This window comes from Brevibacterium jeotgali (assembly GCF_900169175.1).
Taxonomy (GTDB): Bacteria; Actinomycetota; Actinomycetes; order Actinomycetales; family Brevibacteriaceae; genus Brevibacterium; species Brevibacterium jeotgali.
Genome location: NZ_FXZM01000009.1, coordinates 89,423 through 102,181, shown reverse-complemented (window position 1 = coordinate 102,181; position 12,759 = coordinate 89,423). Strand labels below are relative to the sequence as shown.

Below are 12,759 nucleotides of genomic sequence, written 5' to 3'. Positions count from 1 at the left end.
GGGGAGACTATGGGCGTATGACTGCGAATCTGCTGCCGTGGCCCGAACACCCCCTCGCCGGAGACCGGGTGGTCCTGCGTCGGGCGGACGAGCGGGACGTCGCCATGGCGCGGAGCCTGTCCACGGATCCGTACGTCCCTGCGATCGGCTCACTCCCGCCCGATGCGACGCCTGAGCAGGCGCGGGCGTGGATCGCGCGGCAGCGAGACAGCAGGGATCGCGGTGCCGGCTACTCGTTCACGATCGTCGACGACCAGGCGGATGCGGCGGTGGGCAACTGCGGCCTGTGGCTGCGTGCGCTGTCGGACGGACGCGCGACCGCGGGCTACGCGCTCGCCCCCGGCCATCGGGGGCGAGGACTGGCGGGCGACGCACTCCGCACGCTCACCGCCTTCGCGGCGGAGCTGCCGGGGCTGCATCGCGTCGAGCTGTACATCGAGCCGTGGAACTCCGGCTCCGTGCAGACGGCGGAGTCGGCGGGCTACGGCCGGGAGGGGCTGCTGCGCAGCCACCAGTGGATCAGTGGGAGCAGACGGGACATGCTCCTGTACGCCCGCATCGTGAAGTGACCGATGGGATAGCATCGCACCAGCATTCTTATCGTTCGTTCAGCAACGACCCGATCTGAGGAGGACCATGTCGCAGCGGCGGCTGTGGAACAAGGACTTCACCGTCGCGCTCGTCATCAGCGTCTTCCTCGCCTTCGTGTTCTACCTCCTCGTCACCTCGATGGTCGGCTACGCCGTCCTGCGGTTCGCGGCGGGGGAGACGTCGGCGGGATTCGCCTCGACCGCGTTCGTCCTGGGCTCCGTCCTCACACGGCCGCTCGCCGGGAAGCTCATGGATGTGGTCGGACGTCGCCGACTGCTCACGATCGCGCTGGTGCTCGCCGCAGTCGTCTCCCTCGCATACTTCTTCGTCGACTCACTGGGGCTGTTCATCCTGTCGCGGCTGGTGCACGGCATGCTGTTCGGCGCCGGGCACACGACGCTCAACGCGGCCGCACAAGACCTCATCCCGTCGGACCGCCGGTCGGAGGGCAGCGGCTACTTCGCGACATCGATGACGCTGGGGTCCGCTCTGGGTCCGCTCATCGCGGTGACGACCGTCGATGCGTGGGGCTACACGGCTCTCTTCGGGATCTCGCTGGCGTTCTCGCTCGTCGCACTCGTCGGCCTCCCGTTCCTCCGACTGCCCGAACGCAGACTCACCGCCGCGAAGCTGCGGGAGGCCCTGTCGCCGCATCCGCGCACCCTGGTCGACCCGGACGGCTTCCGCATGGGCGCCGTCATCTTCCTCACCAGTGCGGCCTACTCGGGGATCCTCGCGTTCCTCGCCACGCACGCCGCCGCCTCCGGCGCCGGCGCCTCGTCGTCACCGGTCTTCTTCTCCTGCTTCGCGGTCGCATCGCTCAGCGCACGCCTCACCATCGGGCGGATCCAGGACGTCTACGGGGACAACGTCGTCCTCTACCCGCTGTTCGCGTCGTTCGCCGCCTCCTGCCTGCTCCTCGCCTTCTGGCCGACAGTCACCGGCATGGTGCTCGCCGGTCTGCTCGCGGGGTTCGGCTACGGATCCCTCATCACCTGCGCGATGGCGATCGCCGTGCGGACCGCGGGCCTCAGTCGTGTGGGGCTGGTGACCTCGACCTACCTGCTGTGCATGGACCTGGGAATGGGGCTGGGAGCGATAGTCCTGGGTGCGGCCGCCGGCGCCTGGGGCTACTCCGCGCTCTACGTCCTGTGCGCTGTGTTCGTCGTCGCCTCCGCCGGTTGGTACGCGCTGGTCCACGGACGGTTCCCCCGCGCGGGCCGCGCCGGCGCTCCCCGACGGCACTGAGGCCGTCAGTGGCCGTCAGGAACGGTCGCCGGTGCCGCCGGACGGCGACTGCTCCCGCCGCCCCGCGCGCTGCGTGCGTCGGCACGGCCATAGACTGTCCCGAGTGACTGAGCAGAGACTGTGGACCCGGACATTCGTCATCGGCATCGTCGTGAATCTCTTCATGGCGACGGTCTTCTACCTCCTCATGACGACGATGGCCGTCTACGCCGTCGACCGGTTCTCCGCCTCGGATGCAGGCGCCGGTCTCGCCTCCTCCGGCTTCATCGTCGGCGCGGTGGTCGGGAGGGTCCTCGCGGGCAAGTTCCTCGACCTCGTGGGACGGCGGCGGATGCTCATTGTGACCATGGCCGTGTTCGTCGTCGCGGGCCTCGCGTACATCCCTGCTGACGGTCTGGGACTGCTGATCGCCGTCCGCCTGATCCACGGCTTCGCCTTCGGCCTGGGGAACACGGCGCTCGTGGCCTCGATCCAGTCGGTGATCCCACCCGCGCGCAGAGCCGAGGGCAACGGCTACTTCGGTACCGCGACGACCCTCGCCACCGCTGTGGGTCCCTTCCTCGGGGTGACGCTCGCGGCCCGGTTCGGATTCTCCTCACTCTTCTGGGTCGCCTCCGCCTGCGGGCTCCTCGCGATGCTCGCGGCCCTCGCCTACAGAGTCCCCGAGCGCACGATCACCGATGAGGACAGAGCCCTGGTGAAGTCGTTCCGGCCCAGCAGCTTCGTCGACGCGAAAGCGCTGCCGTACGCCGCGGTCATGGGATTCGGCGGGCTGGCGTACTCGTCCGTGCTGGCCTATCTCGCAGGGCACACGGCCACCGTGGGAGTGCCTCAGGCCGCGAGCATGTTCTTCCTGCTCTACGCCGCAGGCTCCCTCGTCGCACGGCTGTTCGCGGGCCGCATCCAGGACCAGTACGGGGACAACGTCGTCGTGGTCCCCGTGTTCGCGGTGTTCGGAGCCGGGATGGCCACCGTTGCGATGGCCGACTCCGTGTGGGCCTTCTCGCTCGCCGGACTGCTCACCGGGCTGGGCTTCGGCTGCCTGCTGCCGTCGCTGCAGGCGATCCTCATCAGCCGGACCACCCCCGCACAGGTGGGCGTCGCGACGTCGACGTTCTTCCTCATCCTCGATGTGGGGACCGGTGTGGGGCCGGTCCTGCTGGGCCTCTTCGCCAGCGCGGCGGGCTACACGGCGATGTACTGGCTGAGCGCCGGCTTCGTCCTCGTGTCCGCTGCGGTCTACGCACTGGTCCATGGCTTCCGCGTGGGCCGGGGCGCGCAGGACTGAGCATCCGGTGGGTCAGCCGCGGGCGGCCCAGCCGCCCCGGAGCCGTCGCCGCACCGCGCGCTCCGGGGAGGCGAAGCCCACCCGGCGACCGACGCGGCCACCGTCGGCACGGCCGCTCGACGGACCCACCCCGGTGGCGCCGCCGGAGCCGCCCGCTCCGGTGACTCCCTGCGTGCTCGCGAAGCCCGACCCGGAGCCCGGCCCCCCGCCGGAGCCCGATCCTCCGCCGGCACCGGCCTCCGCCTCCGCCTCGGCCTCGGCGCGCATCCTCCCCACGGCGGTGAGAGCGGCGACGGCGGCCTGGCGGGCCAGGGCGCGCTCCGACTCCTCGGTCAGCAGTTCGCGGCCGTGTGCGTCCGCCGGGCTCACAGGGGGATGTTCCCGTGCTTGCGGGCCGGCTGCTCGACGTGCTTGTTCTCCAGTGCGCGCAGCGAGCGGACGATGCGCTCACGGGTCTCCGACGGGCGGATCACCGCATCGATGTACCCCTCCTCGGCGGCGAGGTACGGATTGAGCAGGGCGTCCTCGTACTCCTGGATGAGCTCTTCGCGACGGGCGTCGACGTCTCCGCCCGCCTCATCGACCGCGGCGAGATCGCGCCGGTAGACGATGTTCGCGGCACCCTGCGCGCCCATCACCGCGATCTGCGCCGATGGCCACGCGAGGTTGATGTCAGCGCCCAGCTGCTTCGAGCCCATGACGCAGTACGCGCCGCCGTAGGCCTTCCGGGTGATGAGCGTGACCAGCGGGACGGTCGCCTCTCCGTACGCGTAGATGAGCTTCGCGCCGCGACGGATGATCCCGCCGTACTCCTGGTCGGTGCCCGGCAGGAAGCCGGGGACGTCGACGAACGTGAGGATCGGGATGTTGAACGCGTCGCACAGGCGCACGAACCGCGCCGCCTTCTCCGACGCGTCGATGTCGAGTGTGCCGGCCAGCTGCATCGGCTGGTTCGCGATGATGCCGACGCTGCGGCCCTCCACCCGGCCGAACGCCGTGACGACGTTCGGGGCGAACAGCTCGGACACCTGCAGGAGGGTCTCCGGATCGAGCACGGCCTCGACCACGCGCAGGATGTCGTACGGCTGGGACGGCGAATCGGGCACGAGAGCGTCGAGGGCCCGGTCCTCCTCCGACTCCTCCAGGTGCGCGGGCTCGTCATAGCGGGGGACGGGATCGAGGCTGTTCTGAGGCAGGTACGACAGCAGATCGCGCACGTAGTCGATCGCGTCGGGCTCGTCCTCGGCGAGGTAGTGGGCGTTGCCCGTGACGGTGTTGTTCGTCCGACCGCCGCCCAGCTCCTCGTGCCCCACGTTCTCGCCGGTGACCGTCTTGATGACGTCCGGGCCCGTGATGTACATGTGCGACGTGCCGTCGACCATGATCGTCACGTCTGTGAGCGCGGGGGAGTACACCGCGCCGCCTGCAGACGGCCCCATGATCAGCGAGATCTGCGGGATCACACCGGAGGACGCGACGTTGAGCCGGAAGATCTCCGCGAAGAGCGCGATCGAGCCGACGCCCTCCTGGATGCGCGCGCCCCCGGAGTCGTTGATGCCGATGATCGGGCAGCCCAGCTTGAGCGCGAGCTTCTGGACCTTGACGATCTTCCGACCGTTCGCCTCTGCCAGCGACCCGCCCAGGACGGTGAAGTCGTGCGCGAAGACCGCGACGGTGCGGCCCTCGATGGTGCCCAGCCCGCAGACCACGCCGTCGCCGTCGGGGCGGTTCTTCATCATCCCGAAGTGGGTGTTGTGGTGGCGGACGAATTCGTCGACCTCTTGGAACGAGCCGGTGTCCAGCAGCTGGTCGATGCGTTCGCGGGCGGTCTGCTTGCCCTTCTTCCGCTGGTTCGCGACTGCCCGCTCGCTGCCCGTGTGGGCGGCGGTGCGCCGCTCCTCGAACGCGGCGATGCGGTCCGCGGTGGTGCGGGGGACGCTGCTGTCGGGGGGCTGCGGTTCCGTGGTCTGGCTCATGGGCCACACCCTACGGCGACTGCGCGTCCGCTGACGATGACCGCAGTGCCCGTGCGCGCTCGTTGTAAGGAGCCGCCAAAGGCCATAGGGTGATGTGGTGCACAGCGACGGGCCGATACGCGCTACGTCCACGGACCCTCGCGATCCCCTGGAGGGCGACCGTGGTGCGCCGTCGAACCTGTATGAGGAGCCGAATCTGCAGAACCCTGTCATCCATGAGTGGACGACCGCGACGGCGTCGACGAACGACCGTCTCGTGGAGCTGCTCGAAGCAGGTGCGGACGTGCCCGACTTCGCGGTCGTGGGCACCGATCACCAGACTGCGGGCCGAGGCCGCCTGGACCGCGCCTGGAACGTCCCGCCCGGTCGTGCGCTCACCTTCTCCGTCCCTGTCCGCGTCCCGTCCGGCGCGCCCGCCGACGCGCTGGGGTGGCTGCCCGTCGTCACCGGAGTCGCTGTCCGGGCGGCGCTGGCCGACGCGGGAGTCGCGGCCCAGCTGAAGTGGCCGAACGACGTCCTGGTCGACGGCCGGAAGATCTGCGGGATCCTCGCCCGCATGGTCGTGCGCGGCGGTCGCACGACCGTCGTCATCGGAGCGGGTGTGAACGTCGGCCTCACAGCCGACGACCTGCGGGCCGGCGGTGTGCCGGAGGGCTACGCGACCTCCGTCCTGCTCGAGGGCGGACGGACGGACCGCGACGGGCTGCTCGGCTCGCTGGTGGCCCACCTCCGCAGGACCGTCACGGCCGTGCTCGACGAAGGATCCGCCTTCGCGGACGGTGCGACCGCCGCCGAGGCCCGGGCCGCCATGGTCACGCTGGGATCGGCCGTCCGCGTCCACCTGCCCGGTGGTGACCAGCTCGTCGGCACCGCCGTCGACCTCGACGCGCACGCGAACCTCCTGGTCCGTCCGGACGGCGCCGCTGACGACGCGGTCGTCCGTGTGGCCGCCGGCGATGTCATCCACGTGAGGCCTGCATGAGCGCGGACGACGACCGCGCAGACCAGCACCGCCCCGCCGGACGAAGGAGACGACCAGTGAGCTCGGACGCGCCCGCGACGTGGACGGGCTCCGTCCGCTGGGCCGACGCGGCGAACCCCGCAGCCTGGATGCCGGGCGGTGCGGAGTGGTCTGCCGATGAGGAGGACACCTCCGCGCGCGCAGTGCCGACGACCGCCTCGTCAGACGGGCCCGACGTGTCCGACGGGCCCGACGGCTCAGAACCGTCCGGGTCGACGGAAGACCCTGCCGCTGCGGCCTCGCAGGACGCCAGGGCATCGAAGGAGGCATCGGAGGACGCGCCGCGAGTCGCGTCGCTGCCCGTCATCGAGGAGCAGGCGCACGACAGCGACCCTGTGAAGGAACCCGCATCCGAGGACGAGCCAGAGGCTGCGGCCGCATCCGAGCGCGAGCGTCCCGGAGCTGCGGCTGCGGGGCACGAGGACGACGCGCTGCCGGAGCCGACGGACCCGGACGAGCTCGACGGAGACATCGACCTCGAAGCCCCGGACGATGAGGGGGCCGACGAGAGCGGCTCCGACGGTCCGGGATCCTTCTCCCGCCGTCTGGCCGACGACCCGCGCACGGGTGCGATGCGGACCATCGATCTCGAGGAGGCCTCGGAGCGCGAGGCCGCTGCCACGGAGGACACGATCTACGAACTCCGCACTGCGGCTCAGCACCTCGAAGAGGTGCTGATCGGTGGCAAGCGCGTCCTCACCCGCAAGGAGGTCGCTCAGCTGGCGGAGGTGTCGACCCTGTCGGCCCGCAAGCTCTGGCGGTCGCTGGGCCAGCCCCGCATCTCCGAGGGCGAAGCGGCCTTCACCGTGAGGGACGCGGCACCGCTGCGTCGCGTCGCCGATCTCGTCGCGAGCGAGCGCGTCGACGAGGAGACGGCGCTCCAGCTGTCCCGTGCGATCGGTCAGATGACCGACCGGCTGGTCGTGTGGCAGATGGAGGCGATGGTCGAGTTCCTCATCGAGGAGAAGGGGCTGAGCGACAGCGAGGCCCGGCTGACGGCGCTCGACGTCTTCGAAGACCTCATCGATCCCCTGCAGGACCTCATGGTCTACGCCTGGCGGCGCAACCTCGCCGGTGCGCTGGGACGCCTCAATGTGAATGTCGAGGAAGGACTGGAGATCGGCGGCGCCTCTCGCGGCCAGGACCCCACGATGCCGCTGGCCCGGGGGATCGGCTTCATCGACCTCGTCTCCTACACGCGGCTGTCACAGCAGCTGGACTCCCGAGAGCTCAGCAGGCTGGTCAAGAAGTTCCAGTTCCTCGCCTACAACATCGTGGCGGCCGGCGGCGGGAAGGTCATCAAGACGGTCGGCGACGAAGTGTTCTTCGCCGCAGAGACGCCACTGGCGGGTGCGGAGATCGCGATGACGCTGCTCGAGCAGGTGAAGGCGGACGCCTCATTGCCCCGGTGCCGCGTGGGCTTCTCCTGGGGGCGCGTCCTGTCCCGCATGGGCGACATCTTCGGCACGACCGTGAACCTCGCCGCCCGCCTCACCGCAGTGGCGGATCCGAACACCGTTGTGACGGACGCGGACACCGCGCGCATCATCGAACGGGACGACGCCTTCGAATTCTCCGGTCGCCGCGACCTCAACCTGCAGGGGCTGGGAGAGATCGGCGTCGTGGAGATGCACCGGCTGTCAGCGTCGACGATCAATGCGGAGGACATCGTCTGACAGGCACATCGCCTGACAGACGCCTGGACGGGACGACCGGCGGGCGCCTGATCAGACGTCAGAACAGGGCGGTCAGAACAGGGCGTTCGAATCGTCCTCGTCGTCTTCGTCATAGGAGACGATGACCGCGTCCTCGACATCCTTCGCCGCTGCACGGGCGATCTCTTCTCGCCGTGCTTCACGTTCGGCGTCCGCGCTCGTGACTCCGCCCGCCGTGTCCATGCCGGGCAGAGTGCCGGAGGCCATGCCGGCGACGGGGAACCCTGCAGCGGAGCCCGGGCCTGCTGCGGCTCCAGCGCCCGCTTCCGCCGCGGGTCCTGCGCCACCGACCGGGGGCGCCGCCGCATCGCCGCCCGCGGAGACATGGGGCAGTGTCCCGATCGCGTCGATCTTCGCATCGAGCGGCACGCCGGAGGCATCGCGTCGTGAGAGGGAGTCGGGGAGGGAGCGCGCCCCGCCCCCGGACGACGCAGCCTGCGGCGACGGCCCGACGAAGCCCAGCGCGAGTTCGGATTCGCCGGTGAGGAAGCGGTGTGCGCGGACCCCGCCTGTGGCGCGCCCCTTGCCGGGGAACTCCGTGAAGTCGGAGACCTTGATCGAGGACACGGGGTCACCGTAGAAGTTCTCGCCCTTCGCGATGGTGACGACGCGGTTCTGGGCCTGCGGATCCACCAGAGAGAATGCGATGACGTGAGCCCCATCGGTGAGCCGGACACCGGCGACCCCGCCTGCGGCCCAGCCCTGCGCGCGCAGCACCGACACGGGGAAGTGCAGCAGCTGCGCGTTGGAGGTGACGAATGCGGCGTTGTAGGAATCCAGGTCTGTTCCGGCCGGAGCCTGAGCCGCACCGACCACGAGGTCCTTGCCCTTGAGGCTGACGGCCTCCCATTCGCTGCGCCCCGTGGGAGCACCGTGACCGGCCGCCCGCTTCACGATGCCGTTCCGCGTGCCCAGGACGAGATCCTGGCCCGGATCGACGAGTGCGACGACCTTCTCGCCCTTCTCGAGTTCGACGAGGTCCTTCACCGGTGTGCCCCCCGCCAGAGCGGGCCGGGTGGCCTGCGGGGGCAGGTGGGGGAGATGGACGACCTCGAGTCCGACGAGTCGCCCCGTGTCGGTCAGCGCCGCCAGATGACCCAGTGCGGTCGCGGGCAGCTGCGAGACGATCGCGTCGTGGCTTGCCCGGCGTCCCTCGCCGGACAGCGGTGAGCGGTCGGTCGTCCGCGCGGCCCGGCCGGAGCTGGACAGCAGCACCCAGCAGGGGTCGTCGGCCATCGTGAGCGGCTTCTGCGACTTGCGACCCTTCGCGGACAGTTCCTTGAGGGATCCTTCGACCAGCACGGTGCGACGGGGATCCGCGATCTGGTCCGCCGTCTCGCCCAGTTCTGTCGCGACGAGCTCTCGCAGCGCGGCTTCGTCGGCGAGCAGGTGCTCCAGGTGCTCGATGAGCCTCTGCAGTTCGTCCCGCTCCGCTTCGAGCTCCAGGCGCGAGAACTTCGTGAGGCGGCGCAGCTGGAGGTCCAGGATGTAGGTCGCCTGGACCTCGGAGAGGTCGAAGACCTCCATGAGGCGCGCTCGCGCGGATCCGGCATCCTCGGAGGAGCGGATCAGCTGGATGACTTCGTCGATGTCGACGATGGCGATGAGCATGCCCTCGACCAGGTGGAGCCGGTCCTTCGCCTTCCCCAGCCGGAACTGCGTGCGCCTGCGGATGACCTCGATCCGGTGGTCGACGTAGACCTGCAGCAGTTCGAGCAGTCCGAGCGTGCGCGGCTGGCCGTCGACCAGGCACACGTTGTTGATGCCGAAGCTGTCCTCCATGGGTGTGAGCCGGTACAGCTCCTCGAGGACCGCCGTGGGGTCGAAGCCCGTCTTGACTCCGATGACCAGCCGCATGCCGTGCCTGCGGTCGGAGAAGTCGTCGATCGAGGCGACACCGGACAGGCGCTTGGCCTGCACCTGGTCCTTGACCCTCTCGATGATCTTCTCCGGCCCCACCTGGTACGGGAGCTCCGTCACGATGATCCCGCGGCGACGGGGCGTGAGGTTCTCGAACGTGACGGTCGCCCGGGTGCGGAAGGTGCCGCGTCCGGTCTCATACGCTTCCCGGACCCCGTCCAGACCGATGATGCGTCCGCCCGACGGCAGATCCGGGCCGGGGATGAAGCGCATGAGCTCATCCAGCGTGGCATCGGGGTGGCGGATCAGGTGCTGCGCGGCGGTGATGACCTCACCGGGGTTGTGAGGCGCCATGTTGGTCGCCATCCCCACTGCGATGCCGGAGGCGCCGTTGATGAGCAGGTTGGGGAACGCGGACGGCAGCACGGACGGCTGCGTGAGCGTATTGTCGTAGTTCGGGACGAAGTCCACGACGTCTTCGCCGAGCCCGGCGATCATCCCCATGGCGGCGGGCGCCAGCCGTGCCTCTGTGTACCGCGGAGCAGCGGGACCATCGTCCAGGCTGCCGAAGTTGCCGTGGCCGTCGACCAGGGGCAGGCGGAGGTTGAAGCCCTGTGCCAGGCGCACGAGCGCGTCGTAGATCGCGGTGTCGCCGTGCGGGTGGAGCTTGCCCATCACGTCGCCGATGATGCGGGAGGACTTCACATGGCCGCGATCGGGGCGCAGGCCCATCTCGCCCATCTGGTACACGATGCGCCGCTGGACCGGTTTGAGCCCGTCGCGGGCATCCGGCAGAGCGCGCGCATAGATGACTGAATACGCGTACTCGAGGAACGACGTCTCCATCTCCTGGGAGACGTCGACGTCTGAGATCTGTCCTGCCGTGCCGGTCGTCATGGGTGTAGTGGGACTCCTTCTCGATGAGCGTCCCCCATGGTATCGGCAGATGAGGACACAGCCGGGGATCTGGGCCCGTGGAGCGTGCCGTGGCGGTGGCCGACCAGCAGGCGCACTCCCCACAGAGCGCCTGCCGCACTCGCGGCGAGGAGTGCGAGTGAGGACGACGGAAGGGTTCCGTACTCGCCGAGGACTGCGGTCCCCACCGTCACCGCGGTGATCGGATCGATGACGGTGAGCCCTGCGAGGACGGTCGCCGCAGAACCGCTCGCGTACGCGGTCTGCACCAGCCAGATGCCCACCGCCGAGGCCGGAGCCAGGGCTGCGATGACGACCCAGACGGGGAGGGGGAGACCCTCGCCCGTGAGGAACCGCGCGGCGGCGACGTGCGCGCCGGATGCCACGCAGCCGAACAGGATGCCCGCCGCTGCGACGCGGGGCAGGTGACCTGCTGCGCTGCGTGCGATGACGACGCCGAGCGCTGATCCTGCGAGCAGCAGGGCCGCGAGGAGTCCTGCGGCCTCCGGGGAGGCGGGAGAGTGGTCCGCGTGCTGGGCGGAGATGCTCACGAAGGCGGCGACGGATCCGGAGGTCAGCAGGACGGCGAACACGACCTCGCGGGTGAGGGGGCTGCGGGACGCTCCGATGAGCACCGCGAGGACGAGCGATGCAGTGCCGAGCGGTTGGACGAGCGCAAGGGGTGCGAGTCCCAGTGCGACGACGTTGAAGACGGTCTCCAGCACGATCAGTGCGCCGCCCAGCAGCCACAGCGGTGTGCGGAGGAGACGACGGATGCCTGTCGGTCGCCCGGGCCGCGTCACTGCGGCGTGCTGGGCGTGCGTGCCGAATGCGAGCAGAACGGCGCCGGTGAGGGCGAGGAGTACGGCGAATGCGTGACCCGTGGAGAGGAGACCGGACAGGAGCGACATGCTCTCGAGCCTAGGAACGCTGCTCGTCCCGGGCAGTGGGGAAAGCCGCCGGTCGGGGCGTGGGGATCCCCCGCGTCGAGCAGGGGGTCGGTCGAGGCGGCGAGCAGGGGGCCGACGAGCAGGGGATCAGGAGAGCGCGGGCCAGCCGGCAGACCAGCGCTGGTCAGGGGGCAGGTGCCTCGCACTGCGGGCATGCGCGCCCTCGCAGAGTGCGGTCGAACGCGGCGACACCGCGTCGCCAGTACCCGTCGACCGTCCAGTTGTCGCGTGTGAGGAGGGTGCGGAAGGTCAGGAAGCAGCGCAGCGACTTGATGGACATCGCCTCACCCGCAGCCCAGACGTAGCCGTTCGGGTTCGTGAAGTCGTGCTCCATCACCGCGTCGGCCAGCAGGGTCGTCGTACCCGGTTCCGCGTCGCCGCGGTGCAGCCAGCGGACGGTGAGGTCCGCCCGTGTCGGCAGGGCGATCTGCGACGCGGCGGAGTCGACCTCGACATAGGCGGTGGCGGCGGTGCCCTCCGGCAGCGACTCGGCCCAGCGCGCCAGCGCGGGCAGTGCGGTGTCGTCTGCGGCGAGCACGTACCAGTCGAAGGTGTCCTTCACGAGGTACGTTCCGCGGGGACCCATCGAGGCCAGTCGATCGCCCGGCTGCGCGGCAGCGGCCCAATGGCCGGCGACGCCGTGCGTGTGGAGGACGAAGTCGATGTCGACCGTCCGGCTCGCGGAGTCGAACCACCGGATGGTGAAGTCGCGATGGGTGAGCCCTCGGATGGAGAAGCGGCCGTCGGCGACGGTCGGCAGCACCGGTTCGCCGTGCTCGTCCACATCGAAGAAGAGCTTGAGATGATCGTCCGGGCTGATGCTCGGGAACTCCGCGAAGCCGTCATCGGCGCGGAAGCGGATGCGCATGAGTGCGTCGGACAGGCGCAGGGACTTCACGACCGTGAGCACGCGGGGGCTCGTGTCGAAGCGGAACGTGGCGTTCCGCGCGTTCTCCCGCTGCGGGGCGTGGTCGCTGCGGAATACGGGCCGAGGTGCGGTCGGAGCCAGCGGACGGTCGGTCCCGGTCATCGTCGGGTCCATCGCGAGCGTGCTCAACGGTCCTCCTCGGGCTGTGCGTGAGATGCGGGCTCCAGCGGGGGAGCGGCCACCCGGAGGGAAGGCTCACCTGCATCTCTATCCGTCACACAAACGTACGCTAATGCGGTGTGCTGAGGCAAGCCTAAGGAGCCCATG

Annotated in this window: 10 protein-coding genes; 5 read left to right on the top strand and 5 right to left on the bottom strand. The window is 70.0% G+C overall.

Annotation, left to right across the window (positions count from 1 at the left end; genetic code table 11):
• Positions 1-17: 17 nt before the first annotated feature.
• The 3 genes from BJEO58_RS10110 (at position 18) to BJEO58_RS10100 (ending at position 3,127) form a co-directional block, all read left to right on the top strand.
• Positions 18-569, top strand: coding sequence for a GNAT family N-acetyltransferase (locus tag BJEO58_RS10110; protein WP_101589350.1), 552 nt, complete (start codon positions 18-20; stop codon positions 567-569).
• Positions 570-636: 67 nt separating this feature from the next.
• Positions 637-1,839: an MFS transporter gene (locus BJEO58_RS10105; RefSeq protein ID WP_101589349.1), complete on the top strand. Its 1,203-nt coding sequence runs from the start codon at positions 637-639 to the stop codon at positions 1,837-1,839.
• A 103-nt stretch (positions 1,840-1,942) separates the two neighbouring features.
• Positions 1,943-3,127: an MFS transporter gene (locus tag BJEO58_RS10100; protein WP_101589348.1), complete on the top strand. Its 1,185-nt coding sequence runs from the start codon at positions 1,943-1,945 to the stop codon at positions 3,125-3,127.
• Positions 3,128-3,139: 12 nt separating this feature from the next.
• On the opposite strand, the gene BJEO58_RS10095 is transcribed toward BJEO58_RS10100, so the two are convergent.
• A complete protein-coding gene (locus BJEO58_RS10095) occupies positions 3,140-3,496 on the bottom strand; it encodes a hypothetical protein (protein ID WP_101589347.1) in 357 nt (118 codons plus the stop codon).
• Positions 3,493-5,103 carry an acyl-CoA carboxylase subunit beta gene (locus tag BJEO58_RS10090; protein ID WP_101589346.1) on the bottom strand — a complete coding sequence of 537 codons (1,611 nt, stop codon included), beginning with the start codon at positions 5,101-5,103 and terminating at the stop codon, positions 3,493-3,495. Before BJEO58_RS10090 ends, BJEO58_RS10095 begins: the two co-directional genes overlap by 4 nt.
• Positions 5,104-5,200: 97 nt before the next feature.
• Between BJEO58_RS10090 and BJEO58_RS10085 the strand changes: the two genes are divergently transcribed.
• Both BJEO58_RS10085 and BJEO58_RS10080 read left to right on the top strand, forming a co-directional pair.
• On the top strand, positions 5,201-6,085 hold the full coding sequence (locus tag BJEO58_RS10085; protein WP_180951908.1) for a biotin--[acetyl-CoA-carboxylase] ligase: 885 nt from the start codon (positions 5,201-5,203) through the stop codon (positions 6,083-6,085).
• A 56-nt stretch (positions 6,086-6,141) separates the two neighbouring features.
• Complete coding sequence (locus BJEO58_RS10080; RefSeq protein ID WP_246076059.1) at positions 6,142-7,800, top strand: adenylate/guanylate cyclase domain-containing protein; 1,659 nt, start codon at positions 6,142-6,144, stop codon at positions 7,798-7,800.
• Between the two features lie 72 nt (positions 7,801-7,872).
• On the opposite strand, the gene BJEO58_RS10075 is transcribed toward BJEO58_RS10080, so the two are convergent.
• The 3 genes from BJEO58_RS10075 to BJEO58_RS10065 all read right to left on the bottom strand — a co-directional run bounded on the left by BJEO58_RS10075 (position 7,873) and on the right by BJEO58_RS10065 (position 12,621).
• Positions 7,873-10,596: a DNA gyrase/topoisomerase IV subunit A gene (locus BJEO58_RS10075; protein ID WP_101589344.1), complete on the bottom strand. Its 2,724-nt coding sequence runs from the start codon at positions 10,594-10,596 to the stop codon at positions 7,873-7,875.
• The gene (locus tag BJEO58_RS10070) at positions 10,593-11,525 is read right to left on the bottom strand and encodes a DMT family protein (RefSeq protein ID WP_101589343.1); all 933 of its coding nucleotides are present in this window, start codon (positions 11,523-11,525) and stop codon (positions 10,593-10,595) included. The genes BJEO58_RS10075 and BJEO58_RS10070 overlap by 4 nt, the downstream gene beginning before the upstream one ends.
• Before the next feature lie 163 nt (positions 11,526-11,688).
• A complete protein-coding gene (locus tag BJEO58_RS10065; RefSeq protein ID WP_101589342.1) occupies positions 11,689-12,621 on the bottom strand; it encodes a siderophore-interacting protein in 933 nt (310 codons plus the stop codon).
• Positions 12,622-12,759 lie beyond the last annotated feature (138 nt).